This is a genomic window from Idiomarina fontislapidosi (assembly GCF_003226255.1).
In the GTDB taxonomy this organism is placed as follows: Bacteria; Pseudomonadota; Gammaproteobacteria; order Enterobacterales; family Alteromonadaceae; genus Idiomarina; species Idiomarina fontislapidosi.
Genome location: NZ_QJST01000002.1, coordinates 427,781 through 449,440, shown reverse-complemented (window position 1 = coordinate 449,440; position 21,660 = coordinate 427,781). Strand labels below are relative to the sequence as shown.

21 protein-coding genes are annotated in these 21,660 nt (G+C 47.3%); 11 read left to right on the top strand and 10 right to left on the bottom strand.

All coding sequences use genetic code 11. The annotated features are described in order from the left end of the window. Window positions 1-41: 41 nt before the first annotated feature. Together DFP83_RS04670 and DFP83_RS04665 are read right to left on the bottom strand one after the other, a co-directional pair. A complete protein-coding gene (locus DFP83_RS04670; RefSeq protein ID WP_110573638.1) occupies window positions 42-2,171 on the bottom strand; it encodes a TonB-dependent siderophore receptor in 2,130 nt (709 codons plus the stop codon). 114 nt (window positions 2,172-2,285) lie between these two features. Continuing rightward, window positions 2,286-2,894 carry a DUF938 domain-containing protein gene (locus DFP83_RS04665; RefSeq protein WP_110573636.1) on the bottom strand — a complete coding sequence of 203 codons (609 nt, stop codon included), beginning with the start codon at window positions 2,892-2,894 and terminating at the stop codon, window positions 2,286-2,288. A gap of 165 nt (window positions 2,895-3,059) precedes the next feature. Between DFP83_RS04665 and DFP83_RS04660 the strand changes: the two genes are divergently transcribed. Beyond that, window positions 3,060-5,216 (top strand): TonB-dependent siderophore receptor, encoded by a 2,157-nt coding sequence (locus DFP83_RS04660; protein ID WP_110573634.1) that lies wholly within the window; start codon window positions 3,060-3,062, stop codon window positions 5,214-5,216. Here the strand turns inward: DFP83_RS04660 and DFP83_RS04655 are convergent, their stop codons facing one another. Next, the gene (locus DFP83_RS04655) at window positions 5,217-6,488 is read right to left on the bottom strand and encodes a DEAD/DEAH box helicase (protein ID WP_110573632.1); all 1,272 of its coding nucleotides are present in this window, start codon (window positions 6,486-6,488) and stop codon (window positions 5,217-5,219) included. A 195-nt stretch (window positions 6,489-6,683) separates the two neighbouring features. Here DFP83_RS04655 and DFP83_RS04650 point away from each other — a divergent pair, with 195 nt between their 5' ends. The 4 genes from DFP83_RS04650 to DFP83_RS04635 all read left to right on the top strand — a co-directional run bounded on the left by DFP83_RS04650 (window position 6,684) and on the right by DFP83_RS04635 (window position 10,735). Next, complete coding sequence (locus DFP83_RS04650) at window positions 6,684-8,570, top strand: diguanylate cyclase (RefSeq protein ID WP_241971569.1); 1,887 nt, start codon at window positions 6,684-6,686, stop codon at window positions 8,568-8,570. Between the two features lie 60 nt (window positions 8,571-8,630). Next, on the top strand, window positions 8,631-9,041 hold the full coding sequence (gene arfB / locus DFP83_RS04645) for an alternative ribosome rescue aminoacyl-tRNA hydrolase ArfB (protein WP_110573628.1): 411 nt from the start codon (window positions 8,631-8,633) through the stop codon (window positions 9,039-9,041). A gap of 128 nt (window positions 9,042-9,169) precedes the next feature. Continuing rightward, window positions 9,170-9,973, top strand: coding sequence for an MBL fold metallo-hydrolase (locus DFP83_RS04640; protein ID WP_244912974.1), 804 nt, complete (start codon window positions 9,170-9,172; stop codon window positions 9,971-9,973). Window positions 9,974-10,033: 60 nt separating this feature from the next. Then, on the top strand, window positions 10,034-10,735 hold the full coding sequence (locus tag DFP83_RS04635) for a GOLPH3/VPS74 family protein (RefSeq protein WP_110573624.1): 702 nt from the start codon (window positions 10,034-10,036) through the stop codon (window positions 10,733-10,735). Here the strand turns inward: DFP83_RS04635 and DFP83_RS04630 are convergent. Next, window positions 10,732-12,051 carry a methyl-accepting chemotaxis protein gene (locus DFP83_RS04630; RefSeq protein WP_110573622.1) on the bottom strand — a complete coding sequence of 440 codons (1,320 nt, stop codon included), beginning with the start codon at window positions 12,049-12,051 and terminating at the stop codon, window positions 10,732-10,734. The genes DFP83_RS04635 and DFP83_RS04630 overlap by 4 nt on opposite strands. 355 nt (window positions 12,052-12,406) lie before the next feature. Between DFP83_RS04630 and DFP83_RS04625 the strand changes: the two genes are divergently transcribed. After that, window positions 12,407-12,616: a cold-shock protein gene (locus DFP83_RS04625; RefSeq protein ID WP_006955633.1), complete on the top strand. Its 210-nt coding sequence runs from the start codon at window positions 12,407-12,409 to the stop codon at window positions 12,614-12,616. A 179-nt stretch (window positions 12,617-12,795) separates the two neighbouring features. Here DFP83_RS04625 and DFP83_RS04620 read toward each other — a convergent pair whose 3' ends face one another. The 6 genes from DFP83_RS04620 to DFP83_RS04595 all read right to left on the bottom strand — a co-directional run bounded on the left by DFP83_RS04620 (window position 12,796) and on the right by DFP83_RS04595 (window position 17,502). Then, the gene (locus tag DFP83_RS04620) at window positions 12,796-13,713 is read right to left on the bottom strand and encodes an NAD-dependent epimerase/dehydratase family protein (protein ID WP_110573620.1); all 918 of its coding nucleotides are present in this window, start codon (window positions 13,711-13,713) and stop codon (window positions 12,796-12,798) included. A 78-nt stretch (window positions 13,714-13,791) separates the two neighbouring features. Next, window positions 13,792-14,781 (bottom strand): EAL domain-containing protein, encoded by a 990-nt coding sequence (locus DFP83_RS04615; protein ID WP_157981516.1) that lies wholly within the window; start codon window positions 14,779-14,781, stop codon window positions 13,792-13,794. 224 nt (window positions 14,782-15,005) lie between these two features. Next, window positions 15,006-15,830 carry a DUF547 domain-containing protein gene (locus DFP83_RS04610; protein WP_241971570.1) on the bottom strand — a complete coding sequence of 275 codons (825 nt, stop codon included), beginning with the start codon at window positions 15,828-15,830 and terminating at the stop codon, window positions 15,006-15,008. Between the two features lie 101 nt (window positions 15,831-15,931). Next, window positions 15,932-16,351 (bottom strand): organic hydroperoxide resistance protein, encoded by a 420-nt coding sequence (locus tag DFP83_RS04605; protein ID WP_110573616.1) that lies wholly within the window; start codon window positions 16,349-16,351, stop codon window positions 15,932-15,934. Between the two features lie 116 nt (window positions 16,352-16,467). Then, window positions 16,468-16,917, bottom strand: a complete 450-nt coding sequence (locus DFP83_RS04600) for a MarR family winged helix-turn-helix transcriptional regulator (protein ID WP_110573615.1) — start codon at window positions 16,915-16,917, stop codon at window positions 16,468-16,470. A 60-nt stretch (window positions 16,918-16,977) separates the two neighbouring features. Further along, window positions 16,978-17,502, bottom strand: a complete 525-nt coding sequence (locus DFP83_RS04595; RefSeq protein WP_110573613.1) for a helix-turn-helix domain-containing protein — start codon at window positions 17,500-17,502, stop codon at window positions 16,978-16,980. A 107-nt stretch (window positions 17,503-17,609) separates the two neighbouring features. Here DFP83_RS04595 and DFP83_RS04590 point away from each other — a divergent pair, with 107 nt between their 5' ends. The 5 genes from DFP83_RS04590 (at window position 17,610) to DFP83_RS04570 (ending at window position 21,656) form a co-directional block, all read left to right on the top strand. Continuing rightward, the gene (locus DFP83_RS04590) at window positions 17,610-18,767 is read left to right on the top strand and encodes a benzoate/H(+) symporter BenE family transporter (protein ID WP_110573611.1); all 1,158 of its coding nucleotides are present in this window, start codon (window positions 17,610-17,612) and stop codon (window positions 18,765-18,767) included. A gap of 73 nt (window positions 18,768-18,840) precedes the next feature. Further along, a complete protein-coding gene (locus tag DFP83_RS04585; RefSeq protein ID WP_110573609.1) occupies window positions 18,841-19,917 on the top strand; it encodes an MBL fold metallo-hydrolase in 1,077 nt (358 codons plus the stop codon). Between the two features lie 110 nt (window positions 19,918-20,027). Then, on the top strand, window positions 20,028-20,423 hold the full coding sequence (locus DFP83_RS04580; RefSeq protein ID WP_110573607.1) for a hypothetical protein: 396 nt from the start codon (window positions 20,028-20,030) through the stop codon (window positions 20,421-20,423). 3 nt (window positions 20,424-20,426) lie between these two features. Next, a complete protein-coding gene (locus DFP83_RS04575) occupies window positions 20,427-20,768 on the top strand; it encodes a helix-turn-helix transcriptional regulator (protein WP_110573605.1) in 342 nt (113 codons plus the stop codon). 36 nt (window positions 20,769-20,804) lie between these two features. Then, on the top strand, window positions 20,805-21,656 hold the full coding sequence (locus tag DFP83_RS04570; RefSeq protein WP_110573604.1) for a TraB/GumN family protein: 852 nt from the start codon (window positions 20,805-20,807) through the stop codon (window positions 21,654-21,656). The last annotated feature ends 4 nt before the right edge of the window (window positions 21,657-21,660 follow it).

The following is a 21,660-nucleotide window of genomic DNA, read 5'->3' as shown; positions in this document are numbered from 1 at the left end:
AGTGTGAATTCGCACTGCACGGTTTTAACTAAAACGATAACTTACCAAGCGTACTTCACCGACAGCTCAAAATTACGTTCCGCACCGAAGAAGCCTTGATTATAAAAATCGATGCTTGAGTAATATTTTTCGTCAAAGAGGTTATTGACGTTGAGGCTTAAGTCCCACTGAGGTGTCAGTTGGTAGCTTGCCATTGCATTAACCACGGTATAGCTGTCCTGAGTAAATGTCTCCCCATTAGGACCAATGCCGGGGTTTGAGATATCACTTTGCCAATTCGCGTTAACACCCACTTTTAATGCATCAGACGCTTGGAATAGTACGCTCGTTTTGACCATGTTTTCGGGCAAGAACGGTGCATAATCCGAGCCGTCACGATCAGTTGACTCATTGTGCGTATAGCTTACAAAGATGTTTAGCGCGTCGTTGGGTTTACCGTTTAGTTCAAGCTCATAACCTTCACTTTCCGCTCCGGCGACACCTATTGACGGATAAATGTTGGTGCCCGGCAATGGCTCTGCGGCATCAGGGTCAGTAATGGCTAAGTTATCCTCTTTAACTTTGTAAACGGCAAAACTAGCGGTGAGTGCTTCGTTAAAGAAGTCGCCTTTTATACCGATTTCGCTGTTGGAGCCCTCGACGGGACCGACCAACTCAAAGTTTGCATCAATCGCGCTTTGAGGTTTGAAGATCTCTGTGTAACTCGCGTAAGTCGAGATAATATCCGATATATCGTAAACAATGCCGAAGTACGGGGTGTTCACACCCGAGTTCTTGAAGTCGCTTGGTGAGAAGGGGGACTCCACGGTTGTTTCGTAAGTTGTTAAGCGATTACCAATGATGGTGGTGAGTTCGTCAGTCAGGCTGAGCTGTGCAGCCGCGTAGACACCTTGCTGCTTATATGACTCGAAGGTGCTGTAATTCGGTGTTTGGTTAAAATCGACGGATTCAACACCGTTGCCCCAGTCAAAGATGCTCGGAACCACAATAGGATCATTCGTGCCGTACGATACCGAATCGACGGTTTGCTTTGAATGCAGGGCACCTGCGGTCAGTTGGTGCTCACGTCCAAACAGCTCAAATGGCCCCGATGCTAAGAATCGCACGGATGTTTGTTCACGGTCGGCGACATAGTGGTTAGGCGAGGTGCCAAGGCCTGTGCCGGTTTCTTTGTCAGGAAAACCCGAGAAGTAGAGCAGGTAGCCATCCATTTTGCCTTCTCGACGCTCAACATCAAACTGAACATCCCAGCCGTTATCAAAGGCGTGTTCGACTTGTACGAACGCGTTTGTGCTTTCACGATCCCAACGGTTCCAAGGAGATGCTGTGGTGGTGCTTACTGGCAGATCGTCTGCTTGGGTGCCATCCGAATAAAATAAAGGTAGTGCGCCCCACATGCTGCCTTTCGGGTTGCGTTCACTGTAATCTGCACCGGCGGTTAAGCGTGTCTGAGTGGTTAGATCAGCGGTTACTACTGCATAAATTTGTGCGTTTTCTTTTTCTGATAGGTCAACATAGCTGTCGCCTTCCTCGTAAGCCATTGCGACACGTGCTTTGACATTACCCGTCTCTGACAAGGTCTGCGAGTGATCGGCTTCAAAGCGGTAATTGCTCCATGAACCAATACCTAAGCTGGCGTAGCCGCCATCTTCGGCTTTTGGACGCTTACGAATCAGGTTGATGGCCGCGGAGGGTTCGCCTGCACCGGTCAGTAGACCGGTTGCTCCACGAACGATTTCAACGCGTTCGAAAATAACCGAGTCCGCGAGCGCTTCACTAAAGAAACTGTTATAGGCGATAGGTACACCATCAAACTGGAAGTTAGTCACATCACGGCCACGCGAGCGAAAGAAAAAGCGGTCAGTCTCGGCCTGTTGTGCTTGTATGCCCGGTGCAAATTGCATGACATCGGCTACGGTGTCTAACGCAAAACCGTCGATAAAGGTGCGATCGATAATTGAGATTGACTGAGGCGTTTGTCGCAATGTGAGTGGTAAACCGGTTGCAGTGGTTGCGCGATCAAGCGGGCTGCCCGTGATTTCAATGCGCTCAGACACATCGTTTGATGAATCTGATTGTTGGGTTTCAGTGTCTTGTTGCGCGAACGCGGTAGAGGAGAGTGTGATGCTCGCAACGGCTAATGCGATGCTGCTTTTAGTAAACATGTTCATTAGATATTTTGCCCTACTCGTTAAATAAGCAGTAAATAAGAATGATTATGTTTTTCATTTTAGTTGATAATCATTCTTATTTTCAATAGGCAAAGTGAAATATTTAATGGTTAATCAGCTTAGGTTACCTCTGTGAAATTCCAAAAGTTGATTATTAGCAGGCAGGGTGTGGCTTTGCGCATGGGTAAAGCCCGCCTGCCTCGCTAGGTCTTGAATCCATTCTTTGTCACGGATGCCCATCTCGGGGTCGCGCGTCCTTAGCTTTTCATCAAATGCGCGATTGCTCTGTGAAGTAAACTCGCTACCTTCGTTGAATGGGCCGTAAATACAGACGGTTTGAATACTGCTTAACTCAGCTCGAAGCAACGCAAATAAGCGCTCTACGCCCTGGGCAGGCATGATATGGCAGGTGTTGGCAGTAAACAGGGCGTCAAACTCACCGGTTGGCAGATCCTCGAATACGTTAAACACTTGCGCAGGCAAAATATTAGAAGGGGCCTGTTTATCGAGCCGTTGATTCAATCCTTCTAAATAATGCGCCTGATCCGTTGGCTGCCAAGTGCAATGAGGCAGGTGCTCGGCAAAATACACCGCGTGTTGACCCGTGCCGCTGCCGACTTCAAGAACGCGCTGGCTGTTGGCTAAAGCACTGGTTAATATCTCGAGAATAGGCTGTTTGTTGTTTTCACATGCTTGTGAGTAAGGCAAGTCATCGATTGTCATAGAGCAGGCGTCATTCAGGTATGAGTTTGGTTTAACGATAGCATTTTGAGGCGGAATCTGGCTATTCGAAGCGTTACAGCATAAAACGTAAATTAAAACTTTAAACGCGAATCGTTTTCATTTATCATGCGTCACACTTAAACGAGACTGATTTTGAGGAACTCCATGAAAATGCAAAAATCTTTGTTAGCTGTGTGCGTGATGAGTGCATTAACAAGCACCTATGCTTTAGCCGAAGAACCGCAACAGACTGAACAGGTTATTGAACGGCTTAAAATCACCGGTGAAAAGCAGGAGGGCTATAAGTCTTCTTCAGCTGAAGGTGCGACGAAGCTCGGCTTGACGATTAAAGAAACACCTCAGACGATTACGGTTATCAACCAACAGCAAATCAAAGATTTTGGTCTGAATGACATCAACTCCGTATTGAACAGTGCCTCAGCGGTTAACGTTGAGAATGTTGAAACTGATCGTATTTACTACACCTCGCGTGGTTTTGAACTGAATAACTTTCAGATTGATGGCCTCGGCTTGCCGCTTGTCAACAGTAACACTCATGGACGAATTGATACCGCTTTGTACGAGCGCGTTGAAGTGATCCATGGCGCGAACGGGATTATGACCGGTGTCGGTAGCCCCGCAGCCACCGTCAACATGGTGCGCAAGCGCCCAACCTCGGAAACACAAATCAGTGTCGAGGGTAGCCTGGGTTCTTGGAGTAACAAACGTTTAGAAATCGACGCGTCTGGCAAGTTGTCGGATCGTGTGCGTGGTCGTGTGGTTGCGGCGGCGGACAATGGCGAGTCGTATCTTGACCGTTACGAAAATGATACCAAAGTGTTTTACGGTGTTTTTGACTTTGCCTTAACCGACGACACCATGTTGACCGTGGGCCACAGCGAGCATAAGAGCCATACCGATGGCAACATGTGGGGCGCATTGACGCTTTACTATGGTGATGGCACGCCGACGAATTATGATGAATCTACTAACGTTGCGGCGGATTGGTCGCAGTGGGAAGTGAGCGAGAGCCGCAGCTTTATTGATGTTGAAACGGCATTATCCGATAACTGGAACTTGCGTGCGGTTTATAACCGCGTTCGTACCGATGAAGATAGCCTTTTATTTTACACCTATCTCGGCGATGCTGAGCTCGGGTTGGATCCTGAAACGGGGCTTGGTCTCGTCGGTTATGGCAGTGAGTATGACTTAGACGACAAGCAAGATACCTTTGATGTTTACGCTAATGGTACTTTTGAGGCTTGGGGCCAATTGCATGAGGTCGTTGTTGGCGCTAACTACTCGCGCTTAGATTATGTTGATGTTTCTTTGTACGACTTCCACACCGGTAATGGCTTCCCTGCGATGCCTTCGCTCGCCGATTGGGATGGTAATACGCCGTTCCCAGAGTTTACTGATGGACGCGATGGCAGTGTTATCGATAACACACAAAAAGCCGTTTACGCGCAAGCACGATTGGCGTTGACGAGCGACTTTAAACTATTGCTCGGTGGTCGTTACAACGACTTTCAGACCGATGGTGTTGGCTACGGCGTTGATCAGTCACGTGATGACGCGCAGTTTATTCCGTATGTCGGTGTGACGTATGCAGTAAATGACGACATTACAACCTATGCCTCTTACACCGAAACGTTCCTCGCACAGTCTGAAGTGAATCGTAACTTCGAGCGTTTGGAACCACTGACCGGTAAAAACTCAGAAATTGGTATTAAAGCCGACCTGTTTGGTGATAAAGCACTGCTGAGTGCCGCTTACTTCCATATAAAACAGGAAAATCTAGCGGTGGGTGATGGTGATGCTGAAAACCCTTCAACGGGCGTGCTTGAGCCGGTCTATCGTGCAGCTGAGGGGATTACCAGCGAGGGTGTGGAACTTGAGCTCGCCGGCGAACTATTTACGGGTCTGCAAGGTCAAGTGTCGGCAACCGTATTTGATGTTGATGGCGATCAATTGGTTGAGGATTACACGGCTGAAAAGATGTTCAGAACGTCGCTGACCTATCAGTTCCAAAGCTTGCCAGACGTACGTGTTGGCGCGACTTATCAGTGGAAAGATGCGACCTCACGTGTGCAAGGCACTGTCGGTCCTGCCTATGACAATGCAGGTGAGACTATCGTGACGCACCAGCCGTCTTATGGCTTACTTGGGTTGATGGCGAGCTGGCAGGTGACGGATAACCTGTCTGTACGTGTTAACGGTTATAACGTGACCGACGAGAAGTATTTAAACAGCTTGTACTGGGCGCAAGGTTTTTACGGCGCGCCGGCTAACTACTCTGCATCGGTCAGTTATGCGTTCTAATTAACGTTGACCCGACTTACTTGGGCCCTGGCGTCGGTGCTTAGCACGGCCAGGGCTTTTTGGTTTGTCGCTTGGCGCACCGCGTGATTTACGTGGTGGGCGCTGTTCGCGTTTCGGCGGTGGTGTTCTGCCGGTCAGTTCGACTTCATCAAAGCCCTCAAGCGTGCGACGTTCAATGGGCTGACCGATCAGCTTTTCAATGGCTTTGAGTGTTCTAAATTCTTCGTCCATCACCAAGGAAATGGCGTGACCGACTTGTCCCGCGCGGCCTGTTCGACCGATACGATGAACGTAATCCTCTGCAACTTGAGGCAAGTCGTAGTTAATGACATAGGGTAGCTTTTCGATATCTAAACCACGCGCGGCGATATCGGTTGCCACCAATATTTGCACCGCACCTGATTTAAAATCGCTTAATGCCTTGGTACGCGCGCCTTGGCTCTTGTTGCCGTGTATCGCGGCAGCTAAAAAGCCGTCTTTATCGAGTTGTTTAACCAGCCGGTTCGCACCATGTTTAGTGCGCGAGAATACAATCACTTGTGGCAAGTTGAGATTGCGTAAGATCTGCATCAGCATACGCGGTTTATGCGTTTTTTCGGCAGCATATAAGGTTTGTTCAATCCGTTCAGCGGTGGCATTCGGCGCTGCGACCGAAATTTCCACTGGGTTGTTCACTAAGCTTTTGGCGAGTTTGCGAATATCATCCGAAAACGTTGCAGAGAACATCAAGTTTTGGCGCTTCGCGGGTAGCAACTTGATGATTTTCTTGATGTCATGAATAAAACCCATATCGAGCATGCGATCGGCTTCATCAAGCACTAATGTCTCGAGATTAGGAAAGCGGATCGCATTTTGCTGGTAAAGGTCGAGCAAACGCCCAGGCGTTGCGACGAGAATATCCACACCTTTACGTAGCTTCATCATTTGCGGGTTGATTTTTACCCCCCCAAAGACAACGGCGTAACTTAACGGTAAGTCTTTACCGTAGTTGGCAACGCTTTCACCCACTTGCGCGGCTAATTCGCGGGTGGGCGTTAGGATCAACACGCGCGCGGTGTTGGCTTTTGCACGCTCATTGCCTTTGAGCATTTCTAAAATCGGTAAGGTAAACCCTGCAGTTTTGCCGGTGCCCGTTTGAGCCGCTGCCATCACATCATTACCGGCCATGACGGCTGGGATTGCTTGTGCTTGTATAGGAGTGGGTTCAGTATAACCTTGGCGTGTAAGGGCGTTAAGAATTTCAGGGCAAAGTCCGAGATCAGAAAAAGTCATGTATAAATTGGCAACCAAAATAGGTGATAAGAAAGGGCATTCTACATCACTGAGACCAACAACGCATCGTATTTGATGGTTGAATGGTGAACGGATGAACAAATAAGAGGGGGTGCGCTAGAGTGATAAACTGTCTTTTTAAAAAGATGGTCAATTGACTAGGTGCTTGCTAAATTACAATAAAAAATCATGATAATGGAACGCAGAACTCAACACCGCCGCATGCAAAAACGTGAAAAACTAACCACTGCCTTGCTGCTTAAAATCAGTATTTGGGCAATATCCATTGTAGTGCTTGCCTCGACGGCTACTTTTATCGTGACCTATGATGACGCGCGGCAGCGCGTTATTGGTTTGCTAGAACAGGATCTGGCACCCGCGCTTGAACGCAACGAAGCTTTTTTTGAGCGTGTCGAGCAAAACGGCGATATTCTCGCGGAACAGTTTTTGGCGCATTATAAAATCATGCGCAACAACCCACGTTACATTGACCAGTTCGACCGCTGGTACGAGCAAACCTCACCCGGCGTAATGCGACTAAAGCCCGCATTTGATCGCGGCATCACAACAGATGATGAATATTTTAAGCACCTCAGCGCGTTTTTGGGTAAACGCGAAACGCCGCTCACTGATGAGTTCAAATCACGAGTAATGGCGGCTCAATATACGCTGAATGAGTTAGGACCCGCTTGGCAGCACGAGGTATCGAATTCACACTTTTCGATGCCAGAAAATAGCCTGTTAATGTATTCAACAGAATCACCTTGGGGTTTACTGGCCGATAAAGATCTCGTGATGACCGACTATTCGGTGGTGCGATCGACGCTGCAATCTCATAATCCGGAACGCACGCCCAATTGGACAGGGCTTTATTTTGATATTTCGGCGGGCGTATTGACCATCACTTACCAACGGCCTATCGATCTTGATGGTAAACACCTTGCTAACGCCAGCTTTGATGTTGTGCTGAGCCGTTTAGTGAGTGACTTAACGAAGAAGAAGCGCGCTAATGCTGAGCACGTTGTGTTGAATAGTGAGGGGGATTTGATTGCCGCATCGAACGTTGAACAAGAGGCGATTATTAAACGTTCGACGCTCACCTCAGAAACCTATAATGAACCGCTTTATCAGCAGCTCAGCCAACTGGTGTTGGATTATAAATTCGCCGAAACACCGACCATCTTGCAGAATAAGGTGGACGGTCAGCTACTTTTCATTAACCAATTACCCGGACCTGGATGGTGGCACATCACCGCGTATCCCCTTGCGGAAGTACGAAATCAAGCGATTGTATTACCACTGCAGTTGGTCGGAGCGGGTGTCTCGTTGGTCATTTTGATTTTACTTATCGGGTATTGGTTAATTCAGCGCGAGGTGAGTCAGCCGTTACAAGAGGTGGCAAGAGTTGCCTCACTCATGGGGCAACGCAATTATCATGAGGCGAGATCCTACAGTTCGGCCAAGATAAAAGCGCGCGGAGAGGTCAGGCAGGCACTAAAGGCATTTCAGACCATGGCGTCGCGGTTTATTAAGGCGCAAGACGAACTCGAACGTGAGGTGGCGTTGCGTACCTCAGAGCTGGCAGATGCCAATAAGAAGCTAGAAGCGTTGGCGCATATGGATAGCTTAACGGGCTTATTTAATCGCCGTGCTTTTGATCGTGATTTACAAGAGGCGATTGACTCGGGTAAACCTTATCATTTAGTTATTGCAGATATTGATGAGTTCAAGGCGTACAACGACAACTATGGGCACGAAGCCGGGGACAGCGCAATCAACGCCATCTCAGAGTGTTTACGCAGTAAAACGCCTTTTAAAGTCTATCGCTATGGCGGTGAAGAGCTCGCGATGATTATGCCATCCACCTACGATGTGGAGGTAAAGCTGAATGAACTGCGAGGGAAAATTATGGCGCTAAATATACCGCATGATTATACCGAGCTCGAATGGTCGTGCTTAACGATAAGCATGGGGGCCGCCGAGGTTCATCGTGATGATGATATTCCGAGTGCGATCCGTCGCGCTGATAAACAATTATATGCAGCAAAAAATTCAGGTAAAAACTGCGTTGTTATCGGCTAGCTTGCGCTTGGTGCGCAAGACACTTAACCTTGTAACCATGCCAATAGATAGAAGAAGTCAATGATCACGATCTCCCAACGGGTTGAAATCCCTGAGCACGAAATCGAGTGGCAATTTATTCGCTCAAGTGGGGCGGGTGGACAAAACGTCAATAAAGTCGCAACGGCGGCGCAGCTGATTTTTGATATTCAGGCGTCTTCGCTGCCTGAATTTTATAAGCATCGATTACTTAAGTTGTCCGATCATCGGATTACGCAAAGCGGCAAAGTGATTATCAAAGCACAAGAGACGCGTAGCCAAGCGCGTAATCGTGAGCTGGCGCTTGAGCAATTGATCGGACTAATCCGCAGTGTGTCTTATGTGCCGAAAAAGCGTATTGCGACTAAACCGAGTCGCTCAGCAAAAGAAAAACGGCTGAAAAGTAAAAAACAACAAGGGCAAAAAAAGGCGCTGCGCAAGAAAGAGTTTTAGGCAAAATAAGAGGACAAAGTGATCCGCATGAGCGCGAAGGGGCTTACTTAGTTATGAGTCCGTAAAGCGCTGGAGCTAACATGAAACGTCTAATCCCCTTATTTCTTATGCTTTTTAGCGGGGCGAGTATGGCCCAGCAATCCTATTCGATTGAACCAATCAAAGATAACGTGTACCGATTCTCAGTCGGTCACTACCATTCAGTATTTATGGTCACGGACGATGCTATTGTTGTTACTGATCCAATTAACCCTGAGGCCGCTCAGTATTTAAAAGACACATTGACGCAACGTTATGAGCAACCGATTAAATACCTAATTTATAGCCATAACCATATTGATCATACGCGCGGAGGCGATGTGCTTGCCAATGAGCAGGTCGAAGTTATCTCGCATCAGTACGCATATGAAGATTTATCTTGGACCCAAGCTCCCACGGCGCTACCAACGTTAACCTTTAACGACACTCTACGCGTCAATCTCGGTGACAGTCACGTGCAACTGCGTTACTACGGACCTAATAATGGTCGTGGCTCAATAAGTATGCGCTTCATGCCAGCCAATGTCTTATTTGTAGCCGACTGGATTGTGCTAGGGCGGATGCCTTATAAGTCATTACCTGGCTATGATATCCACGGTATGATCCGTTCAACTGAGGCGGTACTCAATGAACCTGCCTTTGACGTATTAGTGGGCGCGCATGCAGAAACGGGTGTTCGCGAGAATGTCGTTAATTACCTAAATTACCTTAAAGCGCTTTATAACGGTGTGCGTGATGGCATGCTCGCAGGCCAGTCGTTAGAAGCTATTCAGGCGAGTTTAACGCTGAATGAGTACGCGCACTTAGCTATGTTTGATGACTGGCGAGTCCAAAATATTGAGGGCGTTTATAACACACTTATCGAACAGTCATATTTTAATCTCCGCGAGTGATATTTGATTATTTTTAATTAGTGTGGCTATTATCAATATTAAAAATCATTAAGGTCACATATGCCAAACACAATTCGTCTGTACCAAGCCGTTATGTTACTCGCGTTAAGTGAAGAGCGCGGCACCATGAACGGTGCTTATGTCGAATATGCAACCGCAGCCGCACTTTTGTCAGAGCTTTTGATGCACGAGCGTATTGCGATTGAAACGGATAATAAAAATAAAGTATTGGTTATGGATGATTCCAGTACCGATGATGCGCTATTAGATGAAGCGCTGGACCAAATTAAAGCAGCTAAGCGACAACGCAAGCTACAGGATTGGGTACAAAAGCTAGGCCAACTTAAAGATTTAAAACACAAAGTTGCCCAGAGTTTGGCGGACGCTCATATCGTTGCAGCAGAAAAGGAAAAGGTTTTATGGCTGTTTGAGCGACGCGTTTATCCCGAGCTTAATCCAGAACCCGAACAGCAAATACGTGAAGGCATGCGCAGTGCTGTGATGAGTGATGATGATGCGATTGAACCGCGTGTGGCGATTTTAGTCGCTTTAGCCAATAGCGCTAAGCTGTTGCCGCAAGTGTTCACTAAGCAAGAACTGAAACAGCGCAAAAAGCGCATTGAGCAGCTAGAAAAGGGTGAAATGGTGTCGACCGCGGCAAAACAAGCGGTGGCCGCTATTGAGGCTGCGGTCATGGTGGCTGCTATTATGCCAGCCATCACCGCCGCGAGCACCGCTTCGTGTTCATCAACCTCGTGCTAAGTGACTTTGCTCTTAAATTGACTGACGGCATCGAGTACGTGTTTGGCACCTGATTGAATATCTTCCATCACTTTACTCGCTTGAGTCGATAGATTCAGCGAGTTTTCAACTTCATCCAGACTGTGTTGTATTTGCTGGACGGCCGTTTCAGTTAGGTTTTTATTTTTACCCACCACATCAATAATTTTTTCACTGGTGGTGCTAGTGCGTGATGCCAATGAACGTACTTCGTCGGCTACTACAGCGAAACCGCGTCCTTGCTCTCCGGCGCGTGCTGCTTCAATCGCTGCGTTGAGTGCTAAGAGGTTGGTTTGGGCGGCAATGCCTTGGATACTGTCGACTAACTCAGTGACTTTCGTTGATTGAGTGTTAAGTTCAGCGATGTGGTGACTGGTTTGCTCAATTTTTTGTGCTAACACGCGCATAGCATCAATGGTTTCTCGAATCACAGCCATGCCTTGTTTGGCATGCTCATCTGTTTGAGTCGAAACGTTATGCGCAATATCGGATGTCTCGACGATGGCTTGTTCTCGTTTAACTTGATCGGTGATCACCGACGCGAACTTAACCACCTTGTAGAGTTGACCTGCTTCATTATGAACAGGGTTGTAGGTTGCCTCTAACCAAACGGGGTTGCCAAAGCTATCAATACGCTGGAAGCGTCCAGAGAAAAACTCACCAGCGGCTAGCTTTTGCCAGAAGCGACTGTAACCCTTAGATTGAACTTCTTCTTTACTGCAAAAGACACGGTGGTGCTGATCAACGATATCGTCTAGCCGATAATTCAAAGCATCGAGAAAGTTTTCATTTGCGGTGATGACGTGACCATCAAGCGTAAACTCGATGACAGCCGATGAGCGGTTGAGGGCTTTGAGTAAATCCTCTGTCTCGCGCGACTTAGTAATAGTATGCGTGAGCTCACAACCGTAAGCCGCAAATGCTATTTGCGAGTCGTTTCCTAGTTTTTCGGGTTCTAGAATCACGCGTATCCAGATCTCGTGGCCTTGATCATGAATAAACTGAATAGCACCGTGCCAATGTGACTGCGTTTTAATGGCACGCGTCATTTGCTGAATGTGGGGCTTATTTTTCGCCGTTGGTGCAATAAAAGCTGATAACGGTTGATTCAATAATTTAGAACTATCGAGCCCTAAACATGCTTTGAATGACTCATCAGTCTCTACAATGCGACCTTGAGCATCGAGCGCAAAATAGACCATGGCATCCTTCATTGTTTGCCGCATCGCTTTATATGCACTGATTTCATTGGCTTGTTGTTGATTCAAGTGCTCTAGCTTGTTGTTGAATCCTAGCATGGTGTTCCCCCTAAAGAACGAAGTGCTTAGAGAGAAAGTAACACATAATTCGAAAAGTTGAATGAAGTTTCAACATCAATTTGTAGTAGGGGGTTTAGATTTTATTAGCGTTTTAGACTCCTTGTTTTAAGTATGCGTGGGTATCTACAATAAATTGAAAATAATCGTTGACTAATATTTAAACTCGCGTATTGTGGGCGGCGTTGGATAAGAAAGTTAGTTAAACCTCCTCTACGTCGCATTACTTGTAGTCAATCTTCGTCCTGTAGTTTTAAATTTCCGTTTTTACCCGCACCATCCGCTCATGGCATTGGTCGTGGCGGCTTAATATATTATTTTTATCAGGATTACGATTATGTCTAATACAGTAAACGGCACAGTTAAATGGTTTAACGAAGCAAAAGGTTTTGGTTTCATCGAGCAGCAAGGCGGCGCTGACGTATTTGCTCATTTCAGTGCAATCACTGGCGATGGCTTCAAAACGCTTAACGAAGGTCAACGTGTATCGTTCGCGATCACTCAAGGCCCTAAAGGTCCTCAAGCAGAAAACATCGTTGCACTGTAACGACTGCTGAGTAGTACCTATTATCCAAAAGGGAGCTTTCGAGCTCCTTTTTTTGTGCCTAAATTAAATTTGCAAATAACAATCATTTGCATTAGTGTATCGACATTAGCCTAAACTCTCTCCCTGGCTGATGTTTTCCCCAGCTTCGCGCTGGGGAACTTTTCAATAAATGACCCGCCCTAGGCTAGGCACGCGTTAAGGCCATCCCGATACGATGTGACTGCAAACTCGGGAAATCGTGTCTTAAATTTGTCTGATACAAATACGTTATCGACTTGATAGCGTGGCAATAACTCGCGTGCATCACGCAGGGTTTTATTAAAAACACCGCCTAGTTTTAATTGCCAAGGCTTAACAATTGAGTAGCGACAGGTTTGTTGCGTTATGGTTTCAATCGTTTCGATCATGTCGCGAAAGGTCAGTCGGTTATCATCACAAGGTAGATGCCACGTTTGGTCAAACGCATCGGGGGTATTACCCAGCAGTGCCAAGGCGCGGCTTGCATCTGGCGTATAGATGAGGGTGCGTAACGTATCATCACGCAAAAATACCCGTGCTTTTTTGCCGCGTTTAATTGGCTCGATAATCGTCGATTGGGTAATACTTTGGGTTTTCTCTGGACCGTAGAATTCGGGTGCGCGGGCGATCAACGCAACAATGTCGCCCTCGGTTTGCGCGCAGATTAAATCCTGTGCAATATCGGCACGGACTTGACCTTTTCTGCCGTGCGGCTCAAACAAGATATCTTCTGTTTGTGGTTCGGCAGTTTGCGGATACATGTAGGTATTATCAAAAAATACCAACTTCGCTTGGTGCACTCTACAGGCATCGATGACGTTGCGCATGATCACCGGCCACTGCTGCTCCCAACGCTCGGTGTCCATTGGCAAACCGGCTGTGAGATAGACAATATCTGAGCCCTCAATGGCACGAGAAGCTTGCTCTGCATCTAACAGGTCGGCGCTAAAAGTGCTATCTGTTGAGTTAATTTTTGCTGGATTACGACTGACTACACGAATGTCGGTCGTGTAATCACGGTGAAGTGCCCGTGCCAATTCGATACCGATTTGACCGCTGGCGCCTAAGATGGTCTGCATAAGTAAATACCGCTAACAACATACAAATAAACAGTAACCTTATCAGATGGTGGCGGTTGGGTCTCGTTGCTTAATGCGTTAAGTGAGCCGAATATCGGTTTCCATCAGTTGTTCAAAGCTCTGTGGTTTATGAAGCAAGAAGCCTTGAACTTGATCGATACCTAACTCACGAATGCAGTCGAGTGTACGTTGATCTTCAACACCTTCAGCAACCGTTTTCATGTGCAAAGTACGGGCTATTTCAGCGGTCGACTTGGCAAATGAATGCTCGCTGATATCGTGAATATTCTGAATGAACGACTTATCGAGTTTTACCTCGTCAAACGGCGCAGTCGTTAGGCGTGCGGCATTCGACAGCCCAGTACCGTAGTCATCAATAGACAGTCGCGCACCTTTTCCCTTGATCAAGAGTAAGTTGCGAGCAACGCTCGAACGCGTTGAATAAAGTTCATTTTCAGTAAGCTCAAACATCAGACGGGGATAGGCGATGGGCGCCTCACTCATGAAGTCTTTGAAGCGTCGTGAAAAGCTGTCTTCGCTGAGTTCCTTAGCCGATAAGTTGATCGCAAGATTGGCTTCAGGGTAGCGCTCAAACAGCTGATGGTGAGTTTTTAGCGCGTTATTGAGCGTCGATTGGGTGAGTTCTGCCCAGAGCCCACGCTCATGGATAACATCAAACACTTCGTTCAGTGGGATGAGCTTTCCGTTATGCATTAATCGCGCTAGTGCTTCAAAGGCGACCAGTTCAAGCGAATCGCTTTGAAACTGGGCTTGATAATAAACGGTCATTTTGCCTGAAGTTACGAGCTCTTCTATCAACTCCTTATCATAACAGGTGTCTGGCTTAGCCGATCGCTGGCGCGAGTCGGTGCTATGCCGGCACACCCAGTTAAGCGCTTGTGCGGTACTTTCGCGTCCGTTAACGATGTAAGCGTCAAGACCGTACGAAGTCAGCACTTTGTGTATTAGCGTATCCTGACGTTTGTCGAACGCCTCTGACAGTACATAGACGAGCCCCTGAAATTTCTGTGCTTTAAGATGCTCGCAGATATCGAGTAACAGAGTCATGCAGCTTTTTAGTTCAAGAACAATACATGCGTTGGGCTGACTCTCTACGGAGTCTAGTTGGAGTGGTTTGACGGCGAGATTTAAGGCTTGGTTGCAAAGACGCTCAAACCGGTCGGAGTCCGAATCTGAAAAAATAAAATACATAGTACCCGCATAAACCATAGTGACCATTCTATAACTGTATGTTTTATCATAGATTAGAATGGTATACCACGTTTGTGACGTCAGTTGACATCGGCAATGTTCAGATCCCAGTTGTAGTCCGTGTATCGAATCGGCAGCTTGGACGTCCGCATCGCTTCAAGGTGCGAGCTTGAGTCTGTCAGTGCGTCCGCGTAATCGCCTAAAAAGCGATGAAGCTCGTTGAAATCGTCACCGTACCATTTAAATATTTTCGATATATAAATGCCTTGTTCATCGACACCATTTCTATCACGATCGCTCAAGAAGGTGTGTGTTTGGTCCTCAAGCTGAGCGGTTAGTCGCTCCGCTTTATAAGCCTCACTGCGCAATTTCGGACAACTCACTGCTGCGCAGACAAGCGCAAAATGAATCCGTGGTTCTTGAAAGTCGACGCGGATCTTTTCATGTTCGAGCCAATCCAAGGTGCGCTGTTCGCCGAGTAATTGAAAAAACGGCTGCTCCCACGGACTCGAAAAAAAGTGACCCAAGTCACGAATCGATTGTGCATCACCCCGATTAAACGCCTGCATATTGTCGATAATTAATTTAATGGTAAAGGCGTTGTAGGCATTAATTAAAAACGCCAATTGTTGGTCGGAACTCCAAGATGCGTACTGCGTTGGCGTGACCGCCGATAACTGGGTTAAATAGTCATTAAGGCGTTTCGGTTGTTTAGCAATGGCTTGGTAATCAACCGCCGATTTACGTTGATTATCGAATACGACAACGTGGCGATTTAACACTTGATTGAGTAGCGCGTGGCTATGGTCAAAGGTTGATGAGATAGCCTTGCTACTCATAGATAGCGTGATTAAGAGTAGTCCGATGATACAGCGCAGATAACCACTAAATAGTTGAGTTTTCATGATGCTCGCACGCAGAAAAGAGTCTTGTACTCTACCTTACGTGTTTTTGGCGGGAAAGTTTAAACAGCTCAGGTCATTGAGTATGACCTGAGCTGTGTATTTTAGACTGTTACATTTAAATCAACGCTGATATTGCCGCGTGTTGCATTAGAGTACGGACAGACTTGATGCGCTTTTTCTACGATGCGCTCAGCTTGCGCGAGCTCAAGTCCCGGTAAGTTGACATTAAGGGTCACCGCGATACCAAACCCCCCCTCGATTTGACCAATACCGACTTCGGCATCCACTTGTGTGTCCTCGGGGAGTTTGACCTTTTCTTGGCCACTCACAAATTTTAATGCACCGATAAAGCAAGCAGAGTAACCTGCTGCAAACAGTTGCTCTGGATTAGTGCCTTCGCCACCTGCGCCGCCTAGCGCTCTAGGTGTAGAAAGCTTAACGGCTAAGCGTCCATCATCTGATTTTGATTGGCCGTCGCGGCCACCTGTCGATGAAGCACGTGCTGTGTAAAGAATATCCATAATGAAACCCTCTTATTGTTGGCTTAACTGTGACTGCATGATTATGTTATCGCAGTAATAGTTATTGCGATAACATAATAATTAGAACGTAGTAATCTAACTTATCGATTGCATGACTAAGTAAGCTTATGAAGTTGCTTGCGCAATGATTCGAGGGTTTGTTTGAGTGTTAGGGCGTCATCAGCATCTAAACGCGATGCGCAAAAAACTTGTTCAGGAATCCCCTGAACTTTATCTTTCAGTTGTTTACCCTCTGTCGTGAGGTAGAGGTGTTTTTGACGTTCATCGGAGTCACTCGCTTGTCGAGTTAATAACCCACGCTGTTCAAGGCGTTTGACGACTGGACTCAGAGCACCTTTTTCTTGAAACAGCTTGTGGCTCACTTGGGTCACGGTGATGCCATCTTGCTCCCACAACAGCAGCATAATGAGATACTGGACGTACGTCAGATCGACTTTATCGAGCAGCGGCTTATACAGCTTATTCATGGCTAGGGACGTGGAGTAAAGCGCAAAGCACAATTGGTTATCTAATTTTAACGATGCATCATCCGGTGCCTTGGGCATAAATCACTCCTTGTTCTTTCTCTGGTTATCATACGGCATGCCAGGGTTGAGGCAAGCCGACTATCTATAATTTATGACCGCTACAAACTCAGTTTTACCTGAATAACGATTGATGTAACTATGTGGTTGGGCGGCGTCAAAGCGATACGCGTCACCTGCTTTGATGGTGACCTGTGTTTCGCCTACCACAATATCGAGTCTGCCTGACTGCACATACAACATTTCGAAGGTACCATGGCGGTGAGCGTCGGAATGGCTCTTTGCCCCCTCAGCCATACACAATTTGTACACCTCTTGTTGGGTCTGAGGATCAAATGCCAGCAGACGCTCGACTTGAATACGCTCATGCGCAAAATCAAATGTCATGGGCTGTTGCTCATCGTTGAGTAACCATGACAGCGATACATTTAAGCCGGTGGCTAACTTCCAAAGTGTCGCGAGTGTGGGAGAGGATTCTTGCCGCTCGATTTGTCCGAGCATGGCTTTGCTGACACCGGTGTGTTCGGCGCAGGCTGTTAAACTCCAACCCTTATCTTTGCGCAGTTGCTTTAATCGGCGCGCCACAGTGTGATGATTATTTTGCATAGTCGATTTACGGTTCAGGCTGAATTAATTTGTGCGTTATAACGCACGGTGTTATCTTGATAAAATCTACGTACGTTATAACGCACTAAGAGGCATTAAGAAACCTAATGATCCGTTTATTGAGCCAAGTATCGGCTGGGGCAACGGCTGTATTTGTCGGCTATAGCAGCGCTGTGGTGCTGATTTTAGAGGCCGCCGCACAGGTGGATTCTTCGCCCGAGCTGCAAAGTGCTTGGTTGCTAGCGGTCGGGTTAGCGATGGGGGTGAGTACGATCGCTCTCTCACTCTACTACAAAGCGCCCATACTCACTGCGTGGTCAACCCCAGGTGTTGCGCTGTTAATTAGTTCGTTGGCGGGACTCACGGCTGCCGAGGCGGTGGGGGTGTTTGTATTTTCGTCAGGCTTGATTGTGCTGTTTGGTGTGAGTGGTCTTGCCGACCGCATGATGAAATGGGTACCGGGTCATGTGGCAGCGGCTATTCTCGCAGGTATTTTACTTAAGTTTGTAAGCGCTATTTTACCCGCACTGAATACTTTCCCTGTTATCGCCGGAGGGCTCATTGCGACTTATTTTATCGCTCGTGCGTTCACGCCTCGTTGGGTATTTATGTGGTTGTTATTAGCGGCGATTGGGTTACCGCTGTTAACCGGACAACTTAATAACCAGACACTGAGCGTTGCAGCACCCCATTGGGTTTGGATTTGGCCTGAGTTTAACTGGACCGCATTGATAGGCGTAGGGATTCCCTTATTTGTGGTGACCATGGTGTCACAAAATGTGCCCGGTATGATGATGTTACGAGCAAATGGTTACGCACCGCCGACATCGCCACTTATCACAACCACCGGTTTAGCGGGGTTGCTACTGGCGCCGCTGGGCGCTTTTGCGATAAACCTCGCGGCAATTACCGCGGCGATTTGCCAAACAGAGGATGCAGACCCCGATCCGGCGCAGCGCTATAAAGCGGCGGTGGCGGCTGGCGGTTTCTATATTTTGATGGGGCTGGCGGGCTCGATGATCGTGAGCCTATTTATGATGATGCCACAAGCCGCTACTGCAACGTTAGCGGGTTTGGCGTTGCTGCCTGTTATTACTCAGAATTTGCAACGGGCGTTCGTGAACAAGGAGGGCGCTTATTCAGCGGCTATCGCGTTTGTAGTGACGGTTGCAGATATCGCATTTTTAGGAGTCAGCAGTGCGTTCTGGGGCTTGTTGATTGGTTGTATTGTGGCATTTTTGTCTGAGCGTAATCATCGTATTTAGTTACATTTTAACAATGACTCAACATTAACAGTTATGCGATGATAGAGGTAAAATAACACAAAGATAGTCAGCCATGATTCGTACCGCGTTTACGTTTTCGTTTTTAATTTTATTGGTTTCGGGTTGTTCCACTAATACGATTCAGGTGATCAATACAGAGCAGCAAACTGAACACACCGATGATCAGCGCTTTGAAAATCGGTACCCTGGGCAAAAACAGTATCCAGCCACCTGTGAAACCGACTGTTACCGTAAGCGCGCGGATATTCAATGCACCGAAGATGCATGCCGTTATACAGGACCATACTTACAATCGCACTACCAACAGGCGTTTAATGTGACATGGTATGGTCACGCCTTGTTTAAAATTAAAACGCCGACCGAAGACGTGATCATCACTGACCCGGTATTCGATGAATTTGATTGGCCCATTAATTGGCTACACGCATGGTTTAATGGCGAATATCGTTCTCATATTCCGGCGCTATCGATTGAGCAGGTGAGCCAAGCCGATGCAATCCTTTATTCACACCTGCATTATGACCACTTTAATAAATCCGACATTGAAGCGCTCGGTGAGCAACCGCACTATCGTGTGCCGCTTCGTATGGGGGAAAAATTTCCCGCAGTAGGCGCTCGGATTACTGAGATGGGCTGGTTCTCCAGTGATACGTTGGCGGATGGGCGTGGTACCACCGAAATTACCGCGTTACCAGCACACCATTTTAGTAGCCGTACCTATGTCCCATTTATTTATGAAGATAATGAACGTGTCTCTTGGAATGGCTGGTTGCTTGAGAGTCAGGGCAAGACTTTGCTTTACGCGGGCGATACCGGCTATTCAAAGCACTTTCGTGATATTCACGAACGCTATGGTGCGATCGATGTGTGTCTCTTACCTATTGCCTCCTATTACTCAGCGAACAGTCCTGACTGGTATCGATATGTACACATGACACCTGAAGATGCGATTACCGCCGCCAATGAACTGGAATGCCGTGTGCTGATCCCATGGGGTTACGGTAATGCAAGCTGGGGAATGGGCGATCATTCATCACACTCGGCTCTAACGCGCTTTTTAAATATGCTGGAAGTAATGCCTCTGAAAGGCAAGCTGGTGGTGCTTGATGAGCATGTGTCAGCAAGGTGACAGTGCGCTGTCGTATGCCTGACATATGACTGCCACGCGCCTGGCGTAGGTGCTTACGCATTCGACTGCTAATGTGCTTCTTGCAATTAGGCGATTGAAGGAAATTTCACATGAAAGGTTCATTACTAAAAAAACTGCACTTAAATTTTGAATTTAAGTTTGAGTACGAAGGGCATGTAATAGAAGCGCGTGCAAGTGGGATTTCAGCGAAGGAAGAAGTATTTGTTGACGGTGAGTGCGTGAGTAGTAAACGCAGTTTCGGTTTATCAAGCACTCACGAGTTCCTCATTGAAGGTGAAGTATTTAAAGTTCACTTTGATGTAGGGGGCTTTTTGTTATCCAACATTCGCTGTGATTTGTTGTTAGGTGATGACGTCGTCCGAAGTGAGTCATTATCCTCACTAAAAGGGCAAAAGGGCTCTTGGAAAATGATTCTGTCATTTTTTGTCATTGGTCTGGTGGCTGGATTTCTTAGTGCAAAATTCGCGCTTTGGTTGCTGGGGTAAGCTATGCGTATCAATCAAGACAAAGTAGTCGCTTGCCGCACCCAGTGGGATTGGACACAACAACAGCTTGCCGATGCCTGCGGCGTGAGTCTACGCACGATTCAGCGAGTGGAACGTGATGGTATTGGCTCTAAAGATACGGTGCAGGCACTTTGCGCGGTATGCCAGTTAGCACGTGAAGAATTAGTCCAAGATGAGAACGACCATAATACAGCGCCACAAGTCACTGTGCAGCGTGAACGCACACAACGGCCAACATGGCTTGATGCGTTACCTTTATTGGTCACACTTATTGTTGGCATGTTTATCGGTGTGGCGCTGACGTTGTTTATCACTCAGCGCTAAAACAAAAGAATCAGATTATAAAGAAGGGTATTTGTTATGAAACTTAAACTCGTCATCGTTACAGTGCTGGCACTGTTGTGGAGCAGTCTGAGTTCAGCAGAGGTGTTTTATAAGGCCGTTCAGGGTGATAAAACACTTTGGATCATGGGTACCGTGCATGCCGCTAAAGGAGATGGCTTTGCATTATCTGAGCATGCGCAAGATGCGCTCGCTCAAAGTGACGTGATCTGGATGGAAGTCGCGCCGGAGAAATTAAAGAATGCGCAAGCGGCGTTTATGGCTCATGCGATGCGCTCAGAGGGTACGTTAGAAGAAAATGTTGATCGTGAGACGTGGCAAGCGTTCACTCAGGTCGCGCAGCAATATGGTATTCCCGAGCAAAACTTAAATCCGCTGAACGCTTGGTTTGCACAAATTGTGTTGGTTGCCACGGCGATTAATCAAGCCGGATATGTGCAGGAAGCGGGCGTCGAAAGCAAAATTGAGCAGTTTGCAGAAGCTAATAACCTACCCATTAAAGGGTTAGAAACGGTTGAACGTCAGATTGATGCATTAGTACAGGCGCAAAGTGATGTGGGTGAGCAGGAAATTATTGAGCAAACATTGACCGAAATCGATAAAGTAAATGAGGTCCTTGATGAGATCATCGCCAGCTGGCAGCAAGGTGACTTAGCCGTATTAGGTAAATACCTTAATGACTCCATGCCTGATCAAATGGCTGAAGAACTGCTCTATAAACGTAACCGCGAATGGATCGCTAAACTCGCCACGGATAACCAAAGCGATATCGCATTTATCGCCGTCGGTGCCGGCCACTTGGTGGGTGATGAGGGCGTACTAACCTTGCTTGAGCAAAAGGGTTATGACGTTAACCCCGTTAACCCCTAAGCGA